This window comes from Cellulomonas sp. (assembly GCF_036279715.1).
Classification (GTDB): Bacteria; Actinomycetota; Actinomycetes; order Actinomycetales; family Cellulomonadaceae; genus Cellulomonas_A.
Window position 1 is genome coordinate 1 of record NZ_DASUIR010000047.1, and the last position, 23,418, is coordinate 23,418.

General features: G+C 69.9%; 23 protein-coding genes. 14 read left to right on the plus strand and 9 right to left on the minus strand.

The annotated features are described in order from the left end of the window. From VFW79_RS05075 to yjfF, 4 genes are all read left to right on the plus strand, one after another. The coding region (locus VFW79_RS05075) for an ABC transporter substrate-binding protein (protein ID WP_329676232.1) at nt 1-795 on the plus strand (795 nt) is incomplete at its 5' end. A 112-nt stretch (nt 796-907) separates the two neighbouring features. Next, nucleotides 908-2,434 carry a sugar ABC transporter ATP-binding protein gene (locus VFW79_RS05080; protein ID WP_329676233.1) on the plus strand — a complete coding sequence of 509 codons (1,527 nt, stop codon included), beginning with the start codon at nt 908-910 and terminating at the stop codon, nt 2,432-2,434. Beyond that, on the plus strand, nt 2,431-3,474 hold the full coding sequence (locus tag VFW79_RS05085) for an ABC transporter permease (protein WP_329676234.1): 1,044 nt from the start codon (nt 2,431-2,433) through the stop codon (nt 3,472-3,474). Before VFW79_RS05080 ends, VFW79_RS05085 begins: the two co-directional genes overlap by 4 nt. Further along, a complete protein-coding gene (gene yjfF / locus VFW79_RS05090) occupies nt 3,474-4,517 on the plus strand; it encodes a galactofuranose ABC transporter, permease protein YjfF (protein WP_329676235.1) in 1,044 nt (347 codons plus the stop codon). Before VFW79_RS05085 ends, yjfF begins: the two co-directional genes overlap by 1 nt. 17 nt (nt 4,518-4,534) lie before the next feature. Here the strand turns inward: yjfF and VFW79_RS05095 are convergent, their stop codons facing one another. Together VFW79_RS05095 and VFW79_RS05100 are read right to left on the minus strand one after the other, a co-directional pair. Then, nucleotides 4,535-5,227: a TrkA family potassium uptake protein gene (locus VFW79_RS05095; protein ID WP_329676236.1), complete on the minus strand. Its 693-nt coding sequence runs from the start codon at nt 5,225-5,227 to the stop codon at nt 4,535-4,537. After that, entirely contained in the window at nt 5,220-6,551 is a 1,332-nt protein-coding gene (locus tag VFW79_RS05100; RefSeq protein ID WP_414647884.1) for a TrkH family potassium uptake protein, read from the minus strand. Before VFW79_RS05100 ends, VFW79_RS05095 begins: the two co-directional genes overlap by 8 nt. A gap of 212 nt (nt 6,552-6,763) precedes the next feature. Between VFW79_RS05100 and VFW79_RS05105 the strand changes: the two genes are divergently transcribed. The 4 genes from VFW79_RS05105 (at nt 6,764) to VFW79_RS05120 (ending at nt 9,936) form a co-directional block, all read left to right on the plus strand. Next, a complete protein-coding gene (locus VFW79_RS05105) occupies nt 6,764-7,945 on the plus strand; it encodes an acetoin utilization protein AcuC (RefSeq protein WP_329676238.1) in 1,182 nt (393 codons plus the stop codon). A gap of 155 nt (nt 7,946-8,100) precedes the next feature. Beyond that, nucleotides 8,101-8,310 carry a helix-turn-helix domain-containing protein gene (locus tag VFW79_RS05110; protein WP_329676239.1) on the plus strand — a complete coding sequence of 70 codons (210 nt, stop codon included), beginning with the start codon at nt 8,101-8,103 and terminating at the stop codon, nt 8,308-8,310. Nucleotides 8,311-8,543: 233 nt separating this feature from the next. Continuing rightward, nucleotides 8,544-8,642 carry a 30S ribosomal protein bS22 gene (locus VFW79_RS05115; RefSeq protein WP_003792170.1) on the plus strand — a complete coding sequence of 33 codons (99 nt, stop codon included), beginning with the start codon at nt 8,544-8,546 and terminating at the stop codon, nt 8,640-8,642. A 286-nt stretch (nt 8,643-8,928) separates the two neighbouring features. Next, nucleotides 8,929-9,936 carry a LacI family DNA-binding transcriptional regulator gene (locus VFW79_RS05120; RefSeq protein WP_329676240.1) on the plus strand — a complete coding sequence of 336 codons (1,008 nt, stop codon included), beginning with the start codon at nt 8,929-8,931 and terminating at the stop codon, nt 9,934-9,936. Nucleotides 9,937-9,998: 62 nt separating this feature from the next. On the opposite strand, the gene VFW79_RS05125 is transcribed toward VFW79_RS05120, so the two are convergent. The 3 genes from VFW79_RS05125 to VFW79_RS05135 form a co-directional block, all read right to left on the minus strand. After that, nucleotides 9,999-10,913, minus strand: a complete 915-nt coding sequence (locus VFW79_RS05125; RefSeq protein WP_329676241.1) for a carbohydrate ABC transporter permease — start codon at nt 10,911-10,913, stop codon at nt 9,999-10,001. Then, the gene (locus tag VFW79_RS05130; RefSeq protein WP_329676242.1) at nt 10,913-11,881 is read right to left on the minus strand and encodes a sugar ABC transporter permease; all 969 of its coding nucleotides are present in this window, start codon (nt 11,879-11,881) and stop codon (nt 10,913-10,915) included. Before VFW79_RS05130 ends, VFW79_RS05125 begins: the two co-directional genes overlap by 1 nt. A 79-nt stretch (nt 11,882-11,960) precedes the next feature. After that, a complete protein-coding gene (locus VFW79_RS05135; protein WP_329676243.1) occupies nt 11,961-13,355 on the minus strand; it encodes an ABC transporter substrate-binding protein in 1,395 nt (464 codons plus the stop codon). A gap of 514 nt (nt 13,356-13,869) precedes the next feature. Between VFW79_RS05135 and VFW79_RS05140 the strand changes: the two genes are divergently transcribed. Both VFW79_RS05140 and VFW79_RS05145 read left to right on the plus strand, forming a co-directional pair. Beyond that, nucleotides 13,870-15,381, plus strand: coding sequence for an alpha-N-arabinofuranosidase (locus VFW79_RS05140; RefSeq protein WP_329676244.1), 1,512 nt, complete (start codon nt 13,870-13,872; stop codon nt 15,379-15,381). 4 nt (nt 15,382-15,385) lie between these two features. Beyond that, on the plus strand, nt 15,386-16,459 hold the full coding sequence (locus VFW79_RS05145; protein ID WP_329676245.1) for an arabinan endo-1,5-alpha-L-arabinosidase: 1,074 nt from the start codon (nt 15,386-15,388) through the stop codon (nt 16,457-16,459). A gap of 37 nt (nt 16,460-16,496) precedes the next feature. On the opposite strand, the gene VFW79_RS05150 is transcribed toward VFW79_RS05145, so the two are convergent. Further along, nucleotides 16,497-17,033, minus strand: coding sequence for a GNAT family N-acetyltransferase (locus tag VFW79_RS05150; protein ID WP_329676246.1), 537 nt, complete (start codon nt 17,031-17,033; stop codon nt 16,497-16,499). A gap of 369 nt (nt 17,034-17,402) precedes the next feature. Beyond that, nucleotides 17,403-19,394: a methyl-accepting chemotaxis protein gene (locus VFW79_RS05155; protein WP_329676247.1), complete on the minus strand. Its 1,992-nt coding sequence runs from the start codon at nt 19,392-19,394 to the stop codon at nt 17,403-17,405. 274 nt (nt 19,395-19,668) lie between these two features. Between VFW79_RS05155 and VFW79_RS05160 the strand changes: the two genes are divergently transcribed. Next, nucleotides 19,669-19,872 carry a hypothetical protein gene (locus tag VFW79_RS05160; RefSeq protein ID WP_329676248.1) on the plus strand — a complete coding sequence of 68 codons (204 nt, stop codon included), beginning with the start codon at nt 19,669-19,671 and terminating at the stop codon, nt 19,870-19,872. 366 nt (nt 19,873-20,238) lie between these two features. Here the strand turns inward: VFW79_RS05160 and VFW79_RS05165 are convergent, their stop codons facing one another. Continuing rightward, complete coding sequence (locus VFW79_RS05165; RefSeq protein ID WP_329676249.1) at nt 20,239-21,072, minus strand: HAD-IB family hydrolase; 834 nt, start codon at nt 21,070-21,072, stop codon at nt 20,239-20,241. 35 nt (nt 21,073-21,107) lie between these two features. Between VFW79_RS05165 and VFW79_RS05170 the strand changes: the two genes are divergently transcribed. Next, on the plus strand, nt 21,108-21,446 hold the full coding sequence (locus tag VFW79_RS05170; RefSeq protein ID WP_329676250.1) for a glutaredoxin family protein: 339 nt from the start codon (nt 21,108-21,110) through the stop codon (nt 21,444-21,446). Nucleotides 21,447-21,516: 70 nt separating this feature from the next. On the opposite strand, the gene VFW79_RS05175 is transcribed toward VFW79_RS05170, so the two are convergent. Continuing rightward, nucleotides 21,517-22,074: a YceI family protein gene (locus VFW79_RS05175; RefSeq protein WP_329676251.1), complete on the minus strand. Its 558-nt coding sequence runs from the start codon at nt 22,072-22,074 to the stop codon at nt 21,517-21,519. Nucleotides 22,075-22,208: 134 nt separating this feature from the next. Between VFW79_RS05175 and VFW79_RS05180 the strand changes: the two genes are divergently transcribed. Next, nucleotides 22,209-22,703 carry a MarR family winged helix-turn-helix transcriptional regulator gene (locus VFW79_RS05180; protein ID WP_329676252.1) on the plus strand — a complete coding sequence of 165 codons (495 nt, stop codon included), beginning with the start codon at nt 22,209-22,211 and terminating at the stop codon, nt 22,701-22,703. Nucleotides 22,704-22,759: 56 nt separating this feature from the next. Beyond that, nucleotides 22,760-23,416, plus strand: coding sequence for a histidine phosphatase family protein (locus VFW79_RS05185; RefSeq protein ID WP_329676253.1), 657 nt, complete (start codon nt 22,760-22,762; stop codon nt 23,414-23,416). Nucleotides 23,417-23,418: the final 2 nt, after the last annotated feature.

Here is a 23,418-nt window from a genome sequence, read left to right on the forward strand (position 1 = left end):
CTCACCAAGGCGAACGGGTTCGACCTGAAGTTCTCCGACGCCCAGCAGAAGCAGGAGAACCAGATCCAGGCGATCCGGACCTACATCGCGCAGGGTGTCGACGTCATCGCGTTCTCCCCGGTCGTCGAGTCCGGCTGGGACGCGGTTCTCGAGGAGGCCAAGGCCGCCAAGATCCCCGTCGTGCTCACCGACCGTGCGGTCGACTCCAAGGACACGTCGCTGTACGTGACGTTCCTCGGGTCCGACTTCGTCAAGGAGGGCAAGGCCGCGGGTGACTGGGCCGTCAAGGAGTTCGGTGACAAGCCGACCAACATCGTCGAGCTGCAGGGCACGACCGGCTCCGCCCCGGCGAACGACCGCATGGCGGGCTTCAAGGACGCCATCGCGTCGCACACGAACCTCAAGATCATCGCGTCCCAGACCGGCAACTTCACGCGTTCCGAGGGCAAGACGGTCATGGAGGGCTTCCTGCAGGCCAACCCGAGCATCGACCTCGTCTTCGCCCACAACGACGACATGGGTCTCGGCGCGATCGAGGCCATCGAGGCCGCAGGCAAGGTCCCGGGCAAGGACATCAAGATCGTCACGGTCGACGCGGTCCACGACGGCATGCAGGCGCTGGCCGACGGCAAGATCAACTTCATCGCCGAGTGCTCGCCGCTGCTCGGTCAGCAGCTCGCCGACGTCGTGAAGCAGGTCATGGCGGGCAAGACGCCCGAGAAGCGCATCATCACGACGGAGACCACGTTCACGCAGGAGCAGGCCAAGGCCGCTCTCCCGACGCGCAAGTACTGAGCGCGCCGGGAGCGCGAGCTCCGCTGGTCAGCACAGTGTCACGGCCGGACGACACCGGTGGTTCGCCACCGGTGTCGTCCGGCCCGGCACCCGCCCGTCGGAAGGCCGTCGCATGACCGAATCACCCGCCGCCGTCGAGATGCGCGCCATCTCGATCGAGTTCCCCGGTGTCAAGGCGCTCCAGAACGTCGACTTCACCCTCCGCCCCGGCGAGATCCACGCCCTCATGGGGGAGAACGGTGCCGGCAAGTCCACGCTCATCAAGGCCCTCACCGGCGTCTACACGGTCGACTCCGGGTCGATCGTCGTCGACGGAACCGAGCAGGCCTTCGCCGGCCCCGCGGCCGCGCAGGCCGCCGGCATCAGCACCGTCTACCAAGAGGTCAACCTCTGCGCCAACCTCACGGTCGCGGAGAACATCATGCTTGGCCACGAGCCGCGGCGCGGGGGCTCGATCGACTGGCGCGCCACGAGGGCCGAAGCCGCGACCTACCTCGCACGCCTCAACCTCACCATCGACCCGAGGTCGTCGCTCTCGGCCCACTCGCTCGCCGTGCAGCAGCTCGTGGCCATCTGCCGAGCCATGGTCGTCGACGCCAAGGTCCTCATCCTCGACGAGCCGACCTCGAGCCTCGACGCCGGCGAGGTGCAGCAGCTGTTCACGGTCATGCGCTCGCTGCGCGACCGCGGCGTCGCCATCCTCTTCGTGTCCCACTTCCTCGAGCAGGTCTACGAGATCTCCGACCGCATGACGGTCCTGCGCAACGGACAGCTCGTCGGCGAGTACGTCACGAGCGCGCTGCCGCGCCTCGACCTGATCTCGAAGATGATCGGCACGTCGCTCGCGGTCCTCGAAGAGCTCGAGGTGGCACCCAAGCAGTCGGTCGCGGCGCGCACGCACACCACGCCGTACCTCCAGGCGATCGGCCTCGGTCGGCGCGGAGCCATCGAGCCGTTCGACCTCGACCTGTACGCGGGGGAGGTCGTCGGGCTCGCCGGACTGCTCGGCTCCGGCCGCACCGAGCTCGCGCGCCTGCTCACGGGCGCCGACCGGCCGGACCACGGCCAGACGCGCATGGACGACGCGGTCGTGCACCTGCGCACGCCGCGGTCGGCGCTCGCACGCAAGATCGCGTACTCCTCAGAGGATCGCAAGGCGGAGGGCATCGTCGCCGACCTGACGATGCGCGAGAACATCCTGCTCGGCCTGCAGGCCGAGCGCGGGTGGACCCGGCGCATCCCCGCACGCCGCGCCGACGACATCGTGCAGCAGTACATCGCGGCGCTCGACATCCGCCCGCCGAACCCGGACATCCCCGCCCGCAACCTCTCGGGCGGCAACCAGCAGAAGGTCCTGCTCGCGCGCTGGCTCGCGACCGCACCGAAGCTCCTGGTGCTCGACGAGCCGACCCGCGGCATCGATGTCGGCACGAAGGCGGAGATCCAGCGCCTCGTGACCGAGCTGGCGCGCGACGGCATGTCCGTGGTGTTCATCTCCTCGGAGCTCGAGGAGGTCCTGCGGGTGAGCCACCGGGTCGCGGTCCTGCGTGACCACCACAAGATCGCCGACATCGAGAACTCGGATGTCGGCGTCGACGACATCGTCGAGCTCATCGCGAGCGGAGGGCGGGCCTCATGACGGCGTGGAAGACGTTCGTCGGGAGCAAGATCTTCTGGCCCGTCATGGCGCTTCTCGCGCTGCTCGTGGCCAACACCATCAAGACGACGCACTTCGTCAACATCCGCGTCCAGGACGGTCACCTGTTCGGGGCGCTCATCGACATCCTCCGGAACAGCTCGCCGCTGCTGCTCGTGGCCGTCGGGATGACGCTCGTCATCGCGACGCGCGGCATCGACCTGTCGGTGGGCGCCGTCGTGGCGATCGCGGGCGCGGTCGCGTGCAGCTACATCGCGTCGTCGGCGGACCCGACCGGGGTCGTGACCGTGCTCACCGCGGTCGGGATCGCCGCCGTGCTCTCCCTCGTCCTCGGGGCGTGGAACGGGTTCCTCGTCTCGGTCGTGGGCATCCAACCGATCATCGCGACGCTCGTGCTCATGACGGCGGGCCGCGGCATCGCGATGCTCATCACCGGCGGGCAGATCACCACGATCAACAGCCCGCCCTACAAGATCATCGGCTCCGGGTACTGGCTCGCCGTCCCGGTCGCGGTCCTCGTCGCAGGCGGGCTCTTCGCGATCGTCGCGTTCGTGACGCGCCGCACGGCACTGGGCATGCTCATCGAGTCGGTCGGCATCAACCCGCAGGCCAGTCGGCTCGCGGGCGTCCAGGCGCGGACGATCATCTGGACCGTGTACGCGATCGCTGGGCTGTTCGCCGGTATCGCCGGGCTCATGATCAGCTCCAACGTCATGGCGGCGGACGCGAACAACGCGGGGCTGTTCATCGAGCTCGACGCGATCCTTGCGGTCGTGATCGGCGGGACCTCCCTCGCGGGCGGCAAGTTCTCGCTCGCCGGGACGCTCGTGGGCGTGCTCGTGATCCAGACCCTCACGCTCACCGTGACGATCCTGGGTGTGCCGCCCGCGGTCACCCCGCTGTTCAAGGCGGTCGTCGTCATCGCCGTCTGCATCATGCAGTCCCCGGTGGTCCGGACCCGGCTCGCCTCGAGACGACGCGTCCCCGTCGTCGCCCCCGTCCCCGCGAAGGTGGGTGCCTGATGACCCCTCCCGACGTCCTGACGACGACGGACGTGACCCGCACCGTGCCCGGCGGTCCCCGCTCCCGGTTGACCCGCGTGGCCCGATCGGTGCACGTGGACCGGCGGTTCCTGCCCGTGCTCGGGGCACTCGTCGTCCTGGTGCTGATGTTCGCGGTCGGGGGGCTGCGCTACGAGAACTTCCTCTCGGGCCGCGTGGTGTCCAACCTGTTCATCAACAACTCCTATCTCATCGTGCTCGCGGTGGGGATGACCTTCGTGATCATCACCGGCGGCATCGACCTGTCGGTGGGGGCCGTCGTCGCGCTGTCCGGGATCACGGCGGCCTCGCTGTTCGAGAGCGGGTGGCCGGCGTTCGTCGTCATCCCCCTCGTGATCCTCATCGGCTCGGCGCTCGGTCTCGTCGTGGGCGTCATGGTCCACGTGTTCGAGATCCAGCCGTTCATCGCGACGCTCGCCGCGATGTTCCTCGCGCGCGGGCTCTGCTACGTCATCAGCCTGTCGTCGATCCCCATCACCGACCCGACCATCGTGTGGCTCTCCAGCACGCGCATCCCCGTCGGGGACACGTGGACGATCACGCCGAGCGGCATCATCGCGCTCGTCGTCGTCGCTGCGGCGTTCTACGTGCTCCACTACACGCGGTTCGGCCGCACCGTGTACGCGATCGGCGGCGGTGAGAGCTCCGCGGTGCTCATGGGTCTGCCTGTCGCCCGGACGAAGGTCCTCGTGTACGTGATCAGCGGGACGTGCGCGGGCATCGGCGGCTTCCTGTTCAGCATCTTCTCCCGCTCGGGCTACTCGCTGACGGGCGTCGGCATGGAGCTCGACGCGATCGCGGCCGTGGTCATCGGCGGGACGCTGCTGACCGGCGGGAGCGGCTTCGTCCTCGGGTCGGTCCTCGGCGTCCTCGTCCTCGGGCTGATCCAGACGATCATCACGTTCCAGGGCACCCTGAGCTCGTGGTGGACCAAGATCTTCATCGGCGTGCTGCTGCTGGCCTTCGTGGTGCTGCAGCGGGCGATCGCGGCGCGACGACGATAGCCGGGACGACGGCACCCCTACGGCCGCGCCGAGAACCGTTCGAGCAGGTCGGCGTGCCCGGACACGATGAGGAGGTCGTTCGCTGAGATGCGTGTCTCGGGCGTGGCGTAGACGAAGTCCAGCCCGGGGCTCTTCACCCCGATCACGGTGACGCCGTACCGCTCCCGGATCTTCGACTGCGCGATCGTGAACCCCTGCGTCTCGCGCGGCGGGCGCATCTTGACGATCGTGAAGCCGTCCTCGACCTCGATGTAGTCGAGCATCTTCCCGGACACCAGGTGGGCGACGCGGGCGCCGGCGTCGGCCTCGGGCAGCACGATGTGGTGCGCCCCGATCCGCCGCAGGATCCGTGCGTGCTCGGTGCTGACCGCCTTGGCCCAGATCTGCGGGGTGCCGAGGTCGACGAGGTTGCCGGTGATGAGCACGCTCGCCTCGAGGTACGACCCGACCCCGACGACCGCCACCGGGAAGTCACGGGCGCCGAGCTGTTCGAGCGCGTCGGGGTTGGTGCAGTCGGCCTCGACGAGCGGGAGCCGTCCGGCCCACTGGGCGACGAGCTCGGGCGACTTCTCGACGGCCAGGACGTCCTGGCCGAGCCGGTCGAGCGTGCCGGCGAGCGCCGAGCCGAACCGGCCCAGGCCGATCACGAGCACGCCGGCGTCCTTCTTGGAGGTGCGGGCACCCTCGGGTCCCCGCGCGGTGTCAGCCAATGATGGGCCTCTCTTCCGGGAACCGGATCACCCGACGACGGTTGCGCAGCGCGAGGGCTGCGGCGAGCGTCATGGTGCCGACTCGGCCGACGAACATGAGAACGGTCAGGACGTACTTGCCCGCGTCGGGCAGCCGGGCAGTGATGCCGGTCGACAGCCCGCACGTCGCGAACGCGGAGACGACCTCGAACAGCACCGTGTCGAGCCTGAGGTCGGTGATCGCGAGCAGGACGAGGCACGCGACGAGCACGATCGTCGCACTCACGAGCGAGACGGCGATCGCGACCTGCAGCGCCTCGCGCGGGATGCGCCGACCGAACGCCTCGACGTCCCGGTCGCCGCGCGCCTCGGCGAGGATCGCGAGGAGCATGATGGCGAGCGTCGTGACCTTGATGCCGCCCGCGGTCGACGCGGACCCGCCGCCGACGAACATGAGCGCGTCGTTGAGCAGCCAGGTGCCCTCGTGCATCTGCCCGACGTCCACGGTGGAGAACCCGGCGGAGCGCGGCATGACCCCCGCGAAGAGCGAGGCGAGGACCGTCCCCGGTGCGTCGAGCTGCCCGAAGGTCGCCGGGTTGGTCCACTCGAACGCCGCGACGAGGAGCGACCCGACGGCGACGAGTGCGAGGCTCGTGACGATCGTCAGCTTCGCGTGCAGGTTCCAGCGGCGGGGGCTGCGCAGGTGGCGAGCGACCTCGAGGATCACCGGGAAGCCGAGCGACCCGATGAACACCCCGATGATGATGGGGAGCAGGACCCACCAGTCGGAGATGTACGGCGCCAGACCCTCGGCCGTCGGCACGAAGCCTGCGTTGTTGAAGGCTGACACCGCGTAGAACACCCCGTGCCAGGTGGACTGGCCCCAGTCCTGGCCGAGCATCCGGAACCTCGGGACGAGCAGCAGCGCGATGGCGACCTCGAGGCTCGTCGAGGTGATGACGACGGTGCGCACGAGGGAGCCGACCTCGCCGAGGCGGGTCGTCCTCGTCTCGGCCGCCGCCAGGATGCGCTGCGTGAGGCCGATGCGCCGGGACACGGCGAGCCCGAGGATCGAGGCGAGGGTCATGACCCCCAGCCCGCCGACCTTGATCGCGACGAGGATCGCCGCCTGCCCCGCGGTCGACCAGTACGTCCCGGTCGGGACCGTGACGAGCCCGGTCACGCACACGGCCGACGTCGCGGTGAAGAGCGCGTCGACCAGCGGTGCGCGGTGCCCGGACGCGGTCGCCCACGGCATTGACAGCAGCACGGTGACGATACCGACGACGCCGGCGAAGGTGCCGATGGCGAGCCGGGCGGGGGACTGGCGCGCGAGCCGGTCCACGAGCTCGCGGCCGGCCCAGAGCGCACTCGGGAGGCCCCGAGCCATGACACCTCCCGTACCCACGCGTCCGTTCCGGCACCGGATCGGGACCCTGACGGCACCACTGTGACACGACGCGCCACGCGGACGTCATTCGCTCCGCACCGTGAGAGCGTCGACCGCGTCGGCGACGGCGCCTCGGCAGGATGCAGGGCGGGGGCTAGCGTGGGGGCATGTCGGCGGTCGTGCAGGTCGTGTGGGCGCCCGAGCTGCTGGGTTACGACTTCGGCGCCGGTCACCCGATGGCCCCCCTGCGCCTCGAGCTGACGATGGAGCTCGCGCGGGTGCTCGGCCTCCTGAGCCCCGACGACGTGCGCCTCGTCGGGGCGAGGCCCGCGTCGGACGCGCTGCTCCAGACCGTCCACGAGCCGGCCTACGTCGCCGCGGTGCATGCGGCGTCCGACCGCGGCACGGTCGACCGGGCCCGCGGCCTCGGCACGGACGACGACCCGGTGTTCCGCGGGATGCACGAGGCGGCGGCGCGCATCGTCACCGGCAGCGTCGAGGCAGCGCTCGCGGTGTGGCGGGGCGAGGTGGAGCACGCGGTGAACCTCACGGGCGGCATGCACCACGCCATGCCCGGTGCGGCCTCCGGCTTCTGCATCTACAACGATGCGGCGGTGGCGATCCACCGCATGCTCGACGAGGGCGCGCAGCGGGTCGCGTACGTGGATCTCGACGCGCACCACGGCGACGGCGTCCAGAAGGTCTTCTGGGACGACCCCCGGGTGCTCACCGTGTCGGTGCACGAGAGCGGGCACACCCTGTTCCCCGGCACCGGGCACGCGCGCGAGACGGGCGGGTCCGCCGCGCCGGGCACCGCGGTGAACGTCGCGCTCCCGGCGCACACCCGCGACGCGGCCTGGCTGCGGGCGATCGACGCGGTCGTGCCCGCGGTCGTGCGCGAGTTCTCCCCCGAGGTGATCGTCAGCCAGCACGGCTGCGACTCGCATATCGAGGACCCGATCACGAACCTGGGCGTGAGCATCGATGCCGAGCGTCTCGCCGCGATGCGCCTGCACGACCTGGCGCACGAGGTCGCGGGCGGTCGGTGGCTCGCGCTCGGCGGTGGTGGCTACGCGATCCTCGACGTGGTGCCGCGGGCCTGGACGCACGTGATCGGCATCGCGACGCACCGCCCGGTCGACCCGGGCGCACGCGTCCCCGAGGAGTGGCAGGAGGAGGTCGTGCGCCGGTACGGACGGCGCGGACCCGAGCACATGACCGACGGCGAGTCGGGTGCGTTCCGACCCTGGGCCGCGGGCTACGACCCGTCCGACGACGTCGACCGGGCCATCCGGGCGACGCGAGCTGCGGTGTTCCCCCTGCTCGGGCTCGACCCCGAGCACGACTGACGCGGCGGATGGGGCGGCTGGTCGGCGGCTGAGGCGCGCCGTCACTCTGGCCACCCCTTTCACTTGAGCCACATCAGGCTCTAGGGTGATCGCGCGGCCCGCGTCACTGGCCGCCGATGCCGGCTCGCAGGCCGGTACCAGTGAAAGAGCGACCCATGTCGAGCGAGCAACCACCGCGCGTGCGGTTCCTGACCGTCGCGGAGGTCGCCGACGTCATGCGCGTGTCGAAGATGACCGTCTACCGGCTGCTCCATTCGGGTGAGATGCCCGCGGTGCGTGTCGGTCGGTCGTTCCGGGTGCCGCAGGACGCGCTCGACCACTACCTCGCGACCGCGGTCATCGACACCGAGCGCATGACGTCCTGACCGGCAGTCCGGCGCGCAGTGTGTCGTGCCGTGCCGGCCACCGCTCGGGTCACCCCTCGGCAGACCGGGGGCTCGTCGCGCAGCGCCCCGGCGATCCCGTAAGGTAGTGGAGGACTTTCCCGTGCGTGGGCGTCTCGACCCTGTGAGCATCCGTGTGAACATCGACCGCGCCGCGCGTCGATCGGACGACCACCCGGAGCGCCTGCGCTCCCACCGGAAGTGAGTGAGGACCTATGGGCTCCGTCATCAAGAAGCGTCGCAAGCGGATGGCAAAGAAGAAGCATCGCAAGCTGCTTCGCAAGACGCGTCACCAGCGTCGCAACAAGAAGTGACCTCACCGCTCTCGCGGTAGGCGGAATGCTCAGGCCCGGCTGATGTCGGGCCTGAGCCGCGTCTGGGCCCGATTCGCCTGTACAACGATGTAATCTCGGGTGAGGGACGGACGGTCGACGGGCGACCCGCGAACCGGCCCCGGCCTGGGCGCGGCTCTGGCACAGTGAGTGCGCGCGGGCCGCCGGACATGCCCGCGGCGGTGCGACGGCTGACATCCCTGGACCAACGGAGACAGCGGAGAGGGCGGCAACGGTGAAGGCTCCGAGGCGAGCGGGCACGGCGACGATGCACGACGTCGCGGCGCTGGCGGGCGTCTCCGTCAAGACCGTCTCCAACGTCGTCAACGGCTACCAGTTCATCCGGCCGGCAACGCGGGCCAAGGTCGAGACGGCCATCGGCGAGCTCGGCTACCAGGTGAACATCACCGCGCGGAACCTGCGCCAGGGCCGCACCGGCATGATCGGGCTCGCCGTCCCCGAGCTGAGCCTGCCGTACTTTGCGGAGCTCGCGGACTCGGTGATCCGCGCGGCGGAGGCGGTCGGTCTGACCGTGCTCATCGAGCAGACCGGCGCGGTCCGCCAGCGCGAGCTCGATGTGCTCTCCGGCCAGCGCCGCCACCTCACCGACGGCTTGATCTTCTCCCCGCTCGACCTCGGCGAGCAGGACAAGGCGTCGTTCGACGTCGACTTCCCGATGGTGCTGCTCGGTGAGCGCATCTTTGGTGGGCCGGCCGACCACGTGACGATGAACAACGTCGACGGCTCGCGCGCCGCGACGGAGCACCTCATCGGCCTGGGCAGACGACGGATCGCGCTGATCGGCACCCACCCCGGCGAGACCATGGGTTCCGCCGCGCTGCGTGAGCGGGGCTACCGCCAGGCGCTCGACGCCGCCGGCATCGAGTTCGACCCCGCGCTCCTCGGCGATGCCGGGCTGTGGCACCGGTCGACCGGCGCGGCGGCGATGACCCGGCTGCTCGACTCGGGCGTCGAGATCGACGCGGTGTTCGGCCTCAACGACGCGATGGCGCTCGGCGCGATGCACGTGCTGCACGACCGCCGGATCGACGTCCCCGGTCAGGTCGCGGTCATCGGGTTCGACGACATCGACGAGGCGAGCTACTCCTCGCCGCCGCTGACGTCGGTCGTCCCCGGTCGCGAGGAGATCGCCGAGACGGCCGTCAAGCTCCTCGTGGACCAGATCGCGGCCGGCGGCGCGCGGCGCCCCCCGATCGAGGTCGTCGCGCAGTACACGATCGCCGTCCGCGGCTCCACGGCACCGCAGCCCCGCTGACGACGACGCGGTCTGCGCACCGGGTCAGACGGTGCGCAGACCGCGTCGGCACGGGCCGTTCGCTACTTGATGCTGCCGAGCGAGAGCCCGCTCTGCCAGTACTTCTGCAGCGCGAGGAACGAGATGATCAACGGGATGATCGAGATGAGCGACCCGGTGACCACGAGGTTCCACAGCTGGGTTCCGGCCGCACCGGACGTCGACTGGGCCTGCCAGGCGCCGAGCCCGACCGTGACCGGGAGCAGCTTGGTGTCGGAGAGCACCGCGAGCGGCAGGAAGTAGTTGTTCCACGTGCCGACGACCGACAGGAGTAGCACCGTGACGAGTGCCGGCTTGAGCAGCGGGAGCGCCACGGAGAAGAACGTGCGGACCTCGCCCGCTCCGTCGACGCGGGCGGCGTCGAGCATCTCGTCCGGGACCGCGTCCTGCGTGTACACCCGCATCAGGTAGACCCCGAACGGGTTGAGCAGTGACGGCAGGATGACCGCCCAGATCGTGTTCGTCAGGTGGAAGTGCGCCAGGAGGACGAACGTGGGGATCACCAGGGCGGTCAGCGGCACCATCACCGAGCCGAGCAGCATCGCGAAGAAGAAGTTGCGCCCGCGGAACTTGTACTTGGCGAACCCGTAGCCCGCGAGGACCGCGAGGATCGTCGCGCCGATGCCGCCGGTGAAGGCGTACAGGAACGAGTTGCCGAGCCAACGCCAGTACAGGCCGCCGTTCTGCGTGAAGAGCTGCTTGATGTTGGTGACGAAGCTGAATGTGTCGTCGAACCACATCGGGCCGTGCGCTCCGGTGAACAGCCCGTTGATGTCCTTCGTGCTGGCGACGATCAGCCACCAGAGCGGGACCACGAAGTACGCGGCAAGGATGATCAGCAGGACGTGCGACCACGGCTGGCGACGCCGCGTGGACCCGCGACGACCGTTCTGGCGGGGCGCCTCGCGCGTGGTCTCGTCGACGAGCAGGGCGGCCATCAGACGAGTCCGTTCTTCTTGCGGGTCATGAACAGGAACGCGTACGACCCGATGAACACCACGGCGCCGAGCGCGAAGGAGATCGCCGACGCGTAGTTGAACTGCGAGTAGGAGAACGCGAGCGTGAACGCGTACATGTTGGGTGTGTACGACGAGTTGATCGACCCGGCCGCGACCGGCCGCAGGACCTGCGGCTCGGTGAAGAACTGCAGCGTGCCGATGAGCGCGAACACGAGGATCAGGATGAGCGCCGAGGAGATCATCGGGACCTTGATGCGCGTGGCGATCTGCCAGCCCTTGGCGCCGTCGATGCGGGCCGCCTCGTAGATCGAGGGGTCGATCCCCCGCAGGGCCGAGTAGATGATGATCATGTAGTACCCGGCCCACTGCCAGGTCACGACGTTGATGAGCCCCCCGAAGACGTTCTGCGGGCTGAGCAGGAAGGGCGCGTCGGCGCCGAACAGGCCGAACAGGGACTTGAGCGGCCCGAAGCGCGGGCTGTAGAGGAATCCCCACATGAGGGCGCCGATGACGACCGGGACCGCATACGGCACGAAGATCGCGAGCCGGGCGAACCGTGACAGCCGCGTCGTGAGGTTGTCGAGGACGAGCGCCGCGACGAGCGACACGAGCATCTGCAGCGGGATGAGGATGAGCGCGAAGCGCGCCACCAGCCAGACGCCCTGGAGGAACAGCGGGTCGGTGAAGGCTTGCTTGTAGTTGCCCAGGCCCGAGAAGTGCGTGCCGGCGGCCAGCGTCTTCGTCTGCAGGCTCAACCAGAAGGCATACCCGAGCGGGGCGACCAGGAACACCGCGAAGACGACCGCGAACGGTGCGACGAAGGCCCAGCCGAACCGCTGGCGGCGCCGGTCGTGCCCGGCGCGAGGATTGAGCGCGATCGCGGTGCGAGGCATCCGCTGGTCGGTCGGCAGCGTGGCGTGCGCCCCGGTCGCTGTGGGGTTGGTCATGGGATCTCCCAGTGTCGAGGACGGGTCCGTCGCCGGGTCGGATCTGCTTCCGACCCGACCTGGCGACGTGCCCTACGGACTACTTGACCGTGAAGCCCTGGGCCTTGGCGTAGTCGACGACCGTCTTCTGGAGGTTGTCGATCGCGTCATCCGTCGACTTCGTCTTCTGCACGACCGCAGCGTTGGCCTCTTCGGTCAGCTTGTCGTAGGCGAAGTTCTGGAACGGGCTCCACGTGAAGCCCTTGTAGCCCTGCGACGCCTTGAGGAAGACGTCCTGGTTGATCTTCTGGCCGCCGAAGAACGGGTACGCGAGGTTCGTGAAGTAGTCCGACTCGAGGATGGGCCTCCACAGCGGGAACAGCGCGCCCTTCTCGATGCCGACCTTCCACGCCTCCTCGGTGCCGAAGACCTCCTTCGCGACCGTGGCCGCGGCCGCCGGGTCCTTCGCCTGCGACGTGACCGCGAAGGTCGACCCGCCCCAGTTGATCTGGACCGGCGAGGACGCGTCCCACTGCGGGATCGGCGCGGCCTGCCAGACGGCTGTCGGGTCGGTGCCCGACAGCCCGGACAGGTAGCCCGGGCCCCACGCCGCGGCGAGGTAGACGGCGTAGCTGCCGTCGACGAGCTTGGTGTTGTAGTCCGTCGTGAACGCGTCGTCGGTGCCGACGAGGCCCTTGTCGACGAGGCCCTGCCAGTACTTCATGACGTCCTTGCTGCCCTGGTCGTTCAGCTTGATCGAGACGTCGGTCGGCTTGGCGGCGTCGTAGACGTAGGGCGCCGAGCCCTTCTGCGCGAAGAGCGCCTGCAGGTAGGCGCGCCCGTTCGTCGGGAAGTCGGTGAAGAGCGCTTTCGAGCCGGAGTCGCGCATCTTCTGCGCGTCGGCAGCGAACTCGTCCCACGTGGTCGGGGGTGTCGTGATGCCGGCCTTGTCGAACAGGTCCTTGCGGTAGAGCATGCCCATCGGGCCGCCGTCGACGGGGATCGCGTAGACCGCGGAGCCGCTCGTGACGTCCTTCCAGACGCCGTCGGAGTAGTTCTTCTTGACGTCGGCCGCGCCGTACTTCGACAGGTCGACGAGCGCGTTGCGGATCGTGAAGCTCGACAGGACCTCGGTCTCGAGCATGACGACGTCGGGCGCTCCGGAGCCGGCCTCGACCGCGGTGCTGAACTTCGTGTACTCGTCGTTGCCCTGGCCCGCGTTGCTCCAGCAGATCTGGAGGTCCGTGTGCGAGTTGTTGAACAGGTCGACGACTTGCTCGAACGCCGGGTACCAGGCCCACACCGTGACCTGCTTGGCGTCCGCGTGGACGATCTTGTTGGTGCACGAGCCGGAGCCGCCTGCGCCTGCGGCTGCCGTCGCGGCACCTGATGTCCCGTCGGTGGCGGTGGTTCCGCCGCCGCCGCTCGAGCATGCGCCGAGCGCCAGGGCCAGCAGTCCGACGGCGGCTGTGCCGACGGCTAGGGATCTCTTCATCGATGATCTTCCTCTCGGTGATGTGCGGCGATGCACAGGTGCGGTCCTGCGGAGGAGCACGTCCGTCGTGCGGTCTCGTGGTGCTGCGTGGGCGACGGTGCAGCACCGTCGCGGGGCGAAGGGAGCCGGCGGCCGGCGTTCCGGACGAGGCGCCGAGGTGGCTCGGTGCGCTCGCGGTGCTGCCTCCCTAGGTGGTGCGAGAGGTCGAGAGCGATGCGGGTGAACCGGGCGACGGCGCGTGCCGTCGGCGGTTCCTCAGCTTCGCCGGCGCCGGAGCGTCGACGACGGGATCGCCCTTGACCTCGTATCTACAACGTTGCACAACATGGCATGCCGCGCGCGTCGGGTCAAGCAACGATCGAGTAACGGACATCCCGGCGAGCCGGATCTCTGCTCGGGCGACGGTGTTGACGGAGCCGGGGCCGGCAGGCATGATGCGTCTACAACGATGTAGAACCCGCGTTCAGGGGAGGGCCGATGGCCCGCGACTCGTCACTGCCGACAAGGAGCACGCATGCTGCCCGTCTCGCTCACCCTCGACCCCGCGTTTCGTGTAGGGCCCGTCCGGCGCCGCACCTTCGGATCGTTCGTCGAGCACCTGGGTCGCTGCGTCTACACCGGCATCCATGACCCCGGGCACCCGACCGCGGACGAGGACGGGTTCCGCGGCGACGTCATCGACCTCACGCGCGAGCTCGGCATCTCGACCGTGCGCTACCCGGGCGGCAACTTCGTCTCCGGGTACCGGTGGGAGGACGGCGTCGGGCCGCGAGCAGACCGTCCGACGCGGCTCGACCTCGCGTGGCACTCGTCCGACCCGAACCTCGTCGGCGTCGACGAGTTCATGCGCTGGTCGGCCAAGGCGGGCACCGAGCCGATGATGGCCGTCAACCTCGGGACGCGCGGTGTCCAGGAGGCCCTCGACCTGCTCGAGTACTGCAACGTGCGCGGCGGCACCCGGCTGTCCGACCTGCGTCGCGCCAACGGTGCCGTCGCTCCGCACGACGTCCGGATGTGGTGCCTCGGGAACGAGATGGACGGGCCGTGGCAGATCGGGCACAAGACTGCCCACGAGTACGGGCGCCTCGCGGCCGAGACGGCCCGCGCCATGCGGATGATCGACCCGGACCTCGAGCTGGTCGCGTGCGGCTCGTCGGGTCGGCACATGCCGACGTTCGGCGAGTGGGAACGCATCGTGCTCGGCGAGGCGTATGAGCACGTCGACTACATCTCGGCGCACGCGTACTACTGGGAGGAGGACGGCGACCTCGGCTCGTTCCTCGCGTCGGCGGTCGACATGGACCAGTTCGTCGAGTCGGTCACCGCGACCGCCGACGCGGTGCGGTCGGCCAAGCGAGCGGCCAAGCGCATCCACATCTCATTCGACGAGTGGAACGTCTGGTACCAGCAGCGCGCCGAGTCGAAGCCCCCGACGGGCCACGACTGGCCCGTCGCGCCCGTCCTGCTCGAGGACCGGTACAACGTCGCCGACGCCGTCGTCGTCGGCAACCTGCTCATCTCGTTGCTGCGTCACACGGATCGTGTGCACTCGGCGAGCCTCGCGCAGCTCGTCAACGTCATCGCGCCCATCATGACCGAGCCCGGCGGTCGGTCTTGGCGGCAGACGACGTTCCACCCGTTCGCGCAGGCCTCGGAGCACGCGGTCGGGGACGTCCTCCAGGTCGCGATCGACACGCCGACGTACGAGACGGCCAAGTTCGGCGCGGTCCCCGTCGTCGACGCGGTCGCGACGTGGGACCCCGAGACGGGTGCCGTCGCGCTGTTCGCGGTCAACCGCTCGCTCACCGAGACGGTCGAGCTCAGCGTCGACGTGCGGTCGTTGCCCGGTCTCGCCCGAGTAGCGGCGGCCACGTCGCTCGCGAACCCCGACCACACGTGGGCCGCGACGGTCGACGACGCGACCTCGGTGCTCCCGCGGCACAACTCGACGGCGGCGCTCGTCGACGGCCGGCTCACGGTCCAGGTGCCCCCGGTGTCGTGGAACGTCGTCCGGCTGGGCAGCTGACCGCGTGCGCGCACCGCTCGTCTCGAGACGCGTCGCACTCGTCGTCGTGATCGCCGTGCTGATGGCCGCCGGGGGAGCCTTCTGGTGGCGGGTATCGGGCGGCCCCGGCTCGGCGAGCGCCGCCGCGACGGCGCTCGAGCTGTCGGGCGACCTCCGCGCGCACGACCCGGCGATCGTCGCGGGCACCGCGGGCCAGCCCTGGTACGTGTTCTCGACGGGCGACGCGAGCGTCGCCAAGGGTGCGATCCAGATCCGCACGTCGCCCGACGGGCACGCGTGGACCACGGCCGGCACCGTCTGGGACGCCGCGAGCGAGCCGGCCTGGGTGCGCGCCGCGGTGCCGGGCGTCACGAACTTCTGGGCGCCCGACGTCCATCTGCACGACGGCACGTACTACCTGTACTACGCGGCGTCCTCGTTCGGTTCCAACCGCTCGGTCATCGGGCTGCTCACCAACACGACCCTCGACGCCGCCGACCCCGCGTACGCCTGGGTCGACCGCGGCGAGGTGTGGCGCTCGACCCCCGGGTCGACGGACTACAACGCGATCGATCCGGGCATCGTCGAGGACGCCGACGGCACGCCCTGGATGGCTTTCGGGTCGTTCTGGGGCGGCATCCAGATGATCAGGCTCGAGTGGCCGAGCGGCATGCCGGCCGACCGTTCCGTCCCCCCGGTCCACCTCGCGTCGCACATCGTGCCGCCGAACGCGATCGAGGCGCCGACGATCGTGCGGCACGACGGCTGGTTCTACCTGTTCGTGTCGCGCGACCTGTGCTGCCGCGCGAGCGCCTCCACCTACAACATGGTGGTCGGACGCTCGCGCGCCGTCACTGGGCCGTACGTGGACCGGTCAGGGGCGGACATGGCTACCGACGGCGGGGAGGAGCTGCTCGCGACGCGCGGCGACATGGTCGGACCGGGCGGCGAGTCGTACTCGAACGGCTATCTCGCGTTCCACTACTACGCGACGCACCTCGGCGGGGACTTCCAGCTCGCGATCCGCAAGGTCGCCTGGGACGCCGACGGGTGGCCCGTGCTGACGACCGCCGACGAGCAGGACGCCGCCCCACGCTGACACCGACCAGTGGTCGTCGCGGGGCGCGGCATCCCGCTCAGAGCGCGAGCTCGAGGACGAAGTCGTCCTCGAGTCGGTCGCCGACCTGGAAGTGCTTGGTGCCGACGCGCACGAACCCGGTCCGCCGGTAGAACCCCTGGGCCCGCTCGTTGAGCTGGTTGACGCCGAGCCAGATCCCGCGGGCGCCCGTGCGTCGTGCGGCGTCGAGGCTCGCGGCCATGAGGGCGGAGGCGACACCCTGCCCGTGGTGGCCCGGCAGCACGTAGCACTTCGACAGCTCGACGGTCGGCCGCAGCGTGATCGCTGCCCGGACCTCGGCGTCGGTCGGCTCACCCTCGACGAGCATCGTGTAGCCGATCGGCTCGGGCAGCGCGTCGTCGTGCGCGACGAGCAGCAGCCGCGCGGAGTCGGTGAGGTAGGCGGTGAACCGCTCGGCCGACAGGACTGCATCGATGAACGCCTGCTGGTCCGCGGGTGTCGACCCCGGCGGGCAGGCGAGCGGGAAGGTGACGGCCGCGAGCCAGGCGAGCTCGGTGGCATCCTCGACCGTCGCGCGCCGCACCCGTTGACTCACGCCCGCGACCCTAGCGGCTGTGCGCGGGCCGGGGGAGGCGTGGACCATCGGGGACAGGCCTCACTGGCCGTGTCCCTGTCGGGTCGCGTGTGCAATTCAGCCTTTGGCGGCCGGGCAGCGCGACCATCCGCACATGCTGATGAGCGGACATGCCCAGTACGGGTACGGGCGTTCGGACTGTTACCTCGCCCAGCGAATACGGCAGCGAGTCCGCCGTGGCCGTCGCGGCCACACAGCTCGACTTGAGCGACAGCCGCACGCAGGCGTCGAAGATCGTTGACGAGTGGGTGAGACTCGTCTCCGCCGGTCCGTCTCCCACCGCCGAGGTGCACTACGTGACGCGCACGCCGAAGCGCCTGCTCGCACCCCTCAGGGCAGCATCACCAGGTCTGGGCGTCTTGCCGACGCGTTCGACGCCGTCGATTGCCGCCACTCGATCATGGTCTTGGTCAGGAGTCTCGACGCTTCAGCGAAGTCGCCGCCGGTGGCGATCGAGGCGTTGGCTTGGGCCTGCTGGCCGGCGGAGACCAGGCGCAGGGTCTTGGCGGCCTCCACATGAAAGTTGGCGTGCAGCGTCGTGCTGGCCTGGTGATGCGCATGGTCGCGCGGTTCGGGGGTGGAGCCGTGCAACCACCTTCCGAAGTCGCACTGGTCGTCCCGGGCCACGGCCGTCGCGTCCTCGCTGTGGGCTCTGTTGGCTACTGCGGCAGACAGTCGCGTCTTCCATGCCCCGTGGGCGCCGATCGCCTTCGTGATCTTGGCTTCGAGCGAGGACGCGCCCGCCGTGTCGTCGTCCACTTGCTGGGAGTAGGTGAAGCGGGAAGCCATGTCCGTCAGTTCGGTAGACATGCGTGACAGCTCGGCGCTCGCCGCGAGGGTCTGGGCCACGCCCTCAGTGGTGGCGGCCGCGGCCGTGGCGACACCGGCGATGTTCGCAGCGATCTCGCTGGACCCGTCCGCCGCCTCGGTGACGTTGCGACTCATCTCGTTCGTGGTCGCGGTCTGCTCCTCCACGGCCGAGGCGATCGTCGCCTGGGTGTCGTTGATCTGCTCGATGATCCCCGAGATCTGGGCGATGGCCGCCACGGCCGCCTGGGTGTCTGACTGGATCGCATCGATTCGACGCCCGATGTCCTCTGTGGCTCTGGAGGTCTCCTGCGCGAGCTCTTTGACCTCGCCGGCCACCACCGCGAATCCCTTGCCCGCCTCACCGGCCCGTGCCGCCTCGATCGTCGCGTTCAGCGCCAACAGGTTCGTTTGGGCCGCGATCGAGTTGATCACCTTGACCACAGTGCTGATCTCGGCGGACGAGGTACCCAGCTTGGCTACCGTAGCGTTCGCAGTCTGAGTCACCTGCACGGCCTGCGCGGCTACACCCGCGACGTCGTTGGTGTTCTTGGCGATCTCCCTGATCGAGGCGGACATCTCCTCTGTGGAGGCAGCCACCGTCTGCACGTTCACCGACACCTGCTCAGCGGCCGCGGCCACGACGGTGGCCTGCGCCGAGGACTCCTCGGCGCTGACGCTGATCTGCGAGGAGGAGACCGTGAGCTCCTCCGTCGCAGCCGCCAGGCTGGCGGCGTTGCGCGCGATAGTGGACATCACCGCGGACACCGAGTCGAGCATGGCGTTGAATGCACGTGCCAACACACCGAACTCATCGCGGGACCGGCCGGTGGCCCGACCGGTCAAGTCCCCGCCAGCGGCCGCGGTCAACAGGCCCTGCATCTCCCGCAACGGAACCGTCACCTGGCGCGCCATCTTCACGGCGATCACCATCGCGCCGGCGACGGCCACCGCCAACACACCGATCAGCACACGCTGCGCCGCGGACGCTGCTGAATCCTGAGCCCCGACAGAGGCAGCGATGACCGCCTGGGCCTGCTTGGTGGCAACAGCTACTGAGCTCTCGTAGGCCTTGCGGGCATCCCGATTCGGGCCCAACGCCAGCCCGAGCGCCTTGCCCGGGTCTGTGGCGTGGAGCGTGAACTCCGCGTGCACGAGCGTGACCCACGACTCGAAGCCTGTTGCGATGTCGGCAATGGCGGAACGCTGCGCGGCATTCGATGCCGAACCACCCGCGGCGGTCAGCGCCCCTTGCACCGTCGGGATGCGCCCGTCGAACTCCGTGATGTAGCTCTGGTCACTGGTCAGCAAGAAGCCACGCTCGTCATTCGCCGCCGCCTTTGCCGCCACTGCCGCGTCCGAAAGGTGGGTCAAGTAGGGCGTCGTCTGCTCTGCTACCACCCGACCCTGCTGGTGGAGCGACTGCACGCCCCACAGCCCCACGCCCACCCCACACGCCATAAGCGCGATGATCACGGCAAAGCTGCCGAACAACCGCCCACGTACTCCGACCACGACAGCGACCTCCAGACAGACTCAAGCACCAGAAGCTCAAGAAGCCCTTCGGCTTGAACACCGCGCGGATGAGTCTTCGCGGACACCAGATCTGACCCCGGTCAGCCCGGAGCGCAGCGAGGCAGGCGCCCAGCAGCAGGCTGCCGAGGCCGCGATCGGGAGCCAGCACCGCCATTCCGAGCTCTGGGACGTCGGAGGCAACGAACCCGTGTCCGGCCTTCTCCGCTGTGACGACGCGTGCCCAGGCGGCACCCATTGGTGTGCCGGGGGCGGAATGCCCGGCGAAGCGCCCGGTCATGGCACCCGTCAGCGGTTCGGCCTCCCGAACCCCCAGCAGCTCATCGGCATCGCCCTGCGGTATCAGATCGCGCAGAACGCCACGCCGACCTGTGCCAACCAGCGCCCCCGTGACCTCGTGGACCTCCTGCTGATCCGGGACCTGATCGCTGAGGTCCTGGCCCACGACCACTGGGCATAGGACTCCGCAGACGCAGCCAACAAGAGCAGGCTCCGGATCTCGCCGGGCGAAGGTGTCGCACCGAGACGCCTCAGACGCGAGGCGAGGCGAACCCCAAGTGCGCCACAGCCGCGACCTCTCTCCCGCCGCGACGAACCTCCACGTCGTGACGTCGCTCGAGCTTGCCGGCGCTCTCGCGGCCCGCCGCGCCGCGCGCCGCGGCGTGCAAGACGGTCAGCGCACGTGCCCGGTGCCGTTTCGGGACCACCGGCGGAACTGGGGCCACACGCGCGTCCAGGGACCGAAGCGCTCCGCTTCTGTGGGCCATGCCGACGACGGTGCTCGTCCGCCGTGCTGGCGCAGTGGCCCCGACAGGGACACAGCCAGTCAGAGCCGGGCGCTGCGGCGGATCGTCCGCACGACGAGGCCCGCGACCCACGCGAGACCCGCGAGGCTGGCCAGGTTCGCGCTGCGACGAGCCGCGCGACGCCGGCCGCGGAACTCCCGGATCGGCCAGCCGACCGTCTGCGCGTGGCGGCGCAGGCGCCGGTCGGGGTTGATCGCGCACGGGAAGCCGACCTCGGACAGGATCGGCACGTCGTTCGTCGAGTCGCCGTACGCGTACGACGCCGTGAGGTCGAGGTTCTCGCGCTCAGCCAGCTCGCGGACGGCGCTGGCCTTCGCCTTGCCGTGCAGCATGTCGCCGACGAGCCTGCCGGTGTAGAAGCCGTCCTCGTGCTCGGCGACGGTGCCTAGCGCACCCGTCACCCCGAGCCGGCGGGCGATGAGCTCGCCGATCTCGACCGGGGTCGCGGTGATGAGCCAGACCTCGTGACCCGCGGCCAGGTGCTCGTCGAGGAGCTTCTGGGTCCCGGGGAAGATCCGCAGGCTCAGGACCTCGTCGTAGATGTCCTCGGCGATCGCCACGACCTCGGCGACGGAGTGCCCCGTCATGATCGCCAGCCCCTTGTTGCGGACCTCGTCGATCTGGCTGTGGCTCTCGCCGAAGATGAGGTAGCGCGACTGGTGGATCGCGAACGTGACGATGTCCCACTTGCGGAAGAAGCCCCGGCGGTACAGCCCGACGGCCAGGTGGAACGCGCTCGCGCCGCGGATGATCGTGTTGTCGACGTCGAAGAACGCTGCCGCGCGTCCTTCGGGTGCCTCCACCGGTTCGACGAGACCCGTCGGGCCTGGGGCTGTCGAGGTGGACTCGGTCACGCGGCCACTGTATCCACGGTGCCTACGCTGGTGCCGTGTCGACCACAGATCCCACGCCCGCGACCGCCCCAGCACCGGGACATCCCGCCCGGGTCGTCCTATTCGGGCGCGCCGGCTGCCATCTGTGCACCGAGGCGCGTGCGCTCGTCGCGCAGGTCTGCGCCGAGACGGGTGAGGCCTGGACCGAGATCGACATCGACGCGCCCGGCGCGCCGGTCCTGCCCAGCGGGCGCTTGGTGCTCGACGAGTACTCCGAGCTCGTGCCCGTCGTCGAGGTCGACGGCGTCCGGCAGGGCTACTGGCGGATCGACGCTGCCCGGCTCCGTCGCGTGCTCGCCGCCGGGCCCGCGCGGTCCACCGGGTCGGCGACCTAGCCCGGACGCACGGACGCCGGGCGGGTCCCCTCGGTGTCGAGAGGACCCGCCCGGCATGGCGCGAGGGGTGTCAGGCCTGCTTGATGGCTGCGATGTCGATCGAGATGACGACCTTGTCGCTGACCAGGACGCCGCCGGCCTCGAGGGCCGCGTTCCAGGTCAGGCCGAACTCCTTGCGGGAGATCGTCGTGCTGGCCGAGAAGCCGGCGCGCAGGTTGTTGTACGGGTCGACGGCGGTGCCGTTGAACTCGGTCTCGAGCTCGACGGGCTTCGTGACGCCGTGGATCGTGAGGTCGCCGACGATGACGTAGTCGCTGCCCGTGGCGGTCACCGAGGTCGAGGCGAAAGTCCAGGTGGTGAACTGCTCGACGTTGAAGAAGTCGGCGCTCTTGAGGTGGCCGTCGCGGCCCGCGTCGCCGGTGCTGATGGTCGACGGGTCGAGCGTGGCGGTGACCGACGTGACGGTGAGGTCCTCGCCGACGACGATGGTGCCCTCGGTGATCGCGACGGAGCCGCGGACCTTGGAGATGCCGGCGTGGCGGACCGAGAAGCCGGCCTCGCTGTGGGACGCGTCGATGGTCCAGGTGCCGGCGACCAGCTCGGTGGGGACTGCGGTGGCGGTGCTCATGAGGCTCCTCGGGTGAGAGTGAGAAAGTTGAATCGGCGAAAGTTGAAGCGTCAATCGCCTGTAGTTGACATTTCTACTACAGTGGATCGCAGAGCGCAACCCCCAGGCGCAACTCGTCCCGACCGGAGCCCACCATGACCCAGACCACCCCGACCCGCACCCCGGTCACCGCCGACGACGTCCGCTGGCTCACGCCCGAGCAGCAGACCCACTGGCGTGCGTACCGCGACGGGACCGCGCTGCTCATGGACGTCCTCGCGCGTGAGCTCGACGAGGACGCCGCCCTGTCGCTCGCTGAGTACGAGGTGCTCGTGCGGCTCTCCGAGGCGCCCGGCCGGACGCTGCGGATGTCCGAGCTGGCGGGCGAGCTCGCGCACTCCCGGAGCCGGCTCACGCACACGATCCGCCGTATGGAGGACGCCGGCCTCGTCCGGCGCAACCCCTGTGCGGTCGACGCGCGCGGGGTCAACTGCACGATGACCGACCTCGGCCTCGAGCGGATCGTCCAGGCCGCGCCGTCGCACGTCGCCTCGGTCCGCGCCCACCTCATCGACGTCCTGACCGACGACCAGCTGCGTGCGCTCGGCGCCGCGATGGGCATCGTCGCGCACGCGTTGCGCGAGAGCTGACACCCTGACCCGGACGAACGTCCCACGCACACAGTCAGGTTTGCGAGACTGTCCCCATGGTCGCGACGACGATCCACCTGCTCCGGCACGGTGAGGTCCACAACCCCGAGGGCGTGCTGTACGGCCGCCTGCCCGGCTACCACCTGTCAGCGCGCGGGATCGCGATGGCCGAGACGGTCGCCGCCCACCTCGCGGGGGACGGTCCGGTGCCACGCCACGACATCACCGCCGTCATCGCGTCCCCGCTGCAGCGCGCCCAGGAGACCGCCGCGCCCATCGCGGCGAGGTTCGGGCTCGAGGTCGGCACCGACGCCAACCTCATCGAGGCCGAGAACCGGTTCCAGGGCCTGACGTTCGGTGTCGGTGACGGGTCGTTGCGGCACATGCGGCACTGGCCGCTGCTGCGCAACCCCTTCCGGCCGTCGTGGGGCGAGCCGTACCGCGAGCAGGCCGACCGCGTGCTCGCGGCCGTCGACGCGGCGCGCGAGATCGCGCGCGGGCACGAGGCGCTGCTCGTGAGCCACCAGCTGCCGATCTGGGTCACGCGGCTCGCGGCCGAGAAGCGGCACCTCTGGCACGACCCGCGCCGGCGGCAGTGCTCGCTCGCGTCGATCACGAGCCTGCACTTCGACGACGACACGCTCGTCGGTCTCGGGTACACCGAGCCGGCGGCGGCGCTCCTCGACGGTGCGGCCACCGTGGCGGGCGCGTGAAC

Coding starts and splice junctions, on each gene's coding strand:
- VFW79_RS05080 (WP_329676233.1), top strand. CDS start 908: ATGACCGAATCACCCGCCGCCGTCGAGATGCGCGCCATCTCGATCGAG.
- VFW79_RS05085 (WP_329676234.1), top strand. CDS start 2,431: ATGACGGCGTGGAAGACGTTCGTCGGGAGCAAGATCTTCTGGCCCGTC.
- yjfF (WP_329676235.1), top strand. CDS start 3,474: ATGACCCCTCCCGACGTCCTGACGACGACGGACGTGACCCGCACCGTG.
- VFW79_RS05105 (WP_329676238.1), top strand. CDS start 6,764: ATGTCGGCGGTCGTGCAGGTCGTGTGGGCGCCCGAGCTGCTGGGTTAC.
- VFW79_RS05110 (WP_329676239.1), top strand. CDS start 8,101: ATGTCGAGCGAGCAACCACCGCGCGTGCGGTTCCTGACCGTCGCGGAG.
- VFW79_RS05115 (WP_003792170.1), top strand. CDS start 8,544: ATGGGCTCCGTCATCAAGAAGCGTCGCAAGCGGATGGCAAAGAAGAAG.
- VFW79_RS05120 (WP_329676240.1), top strand. CDS start 8,929: ATGCACGACGTCGCGGCGCTGGCGGGCGTCTCCGTCAAGACCGTCTCC.
- VFW79_RS05125 (WP_329676241.1), bottom strand. CDS start 10,913: ATGGCCGCCCTGCTCGTCGACGAGACCACGCGCGAGGCGCCCCGCCAG.
- VFW79_RS05130 (WP_329676242.1), bottom strand. CDS start 11,881: ATGACCAACCCCACAGCGACCGGGGCGCACGCCACGCTGCCGACCGAC.
- VFW79_RS05135 (WP_329676243.1), bottom strand. CDS start 13,355: ATGAAGAGATCCCTAGCCGTCGGCACAGCCGCCGTCGGACTGCTGGCC.
- VFW79_RS05140 (WP_329676244.1), top strand. CDS start 13,870: ATGCTGCCCGTCTCGCTCACCCTCGACCCCGCGTTTCGTGTAGGGCCC.
- VFW79_RS05160 (WP_329676248.1), top strand. CDS start 19,669: ATGCCCGGCGAAGCGCCCGGTCATGGCACCCGTCAGCGGTTCGGCCTC.
- VFW79_RS05175 (WP_329676251.1), bottom strand. CDS start 22,074: ATGAGCACCGCCACCGCAGTCCCCACCGAGCTGGTCGCCGGCACCTGG.
- VFW79_RS05180 (WP_329676252.1), top strand. CDS start 22,209: ATGACCCAGACCACCCCGACCCGCACCCCGGTCACCGCCGACGACGTC.
- VFW79_RS05185 (WP_329676253.1), top strand. CDS start 22,760: ATGGTCGCGACGACGATCCACCTGCTCCGGCACGGTGAGGTCCACAAC.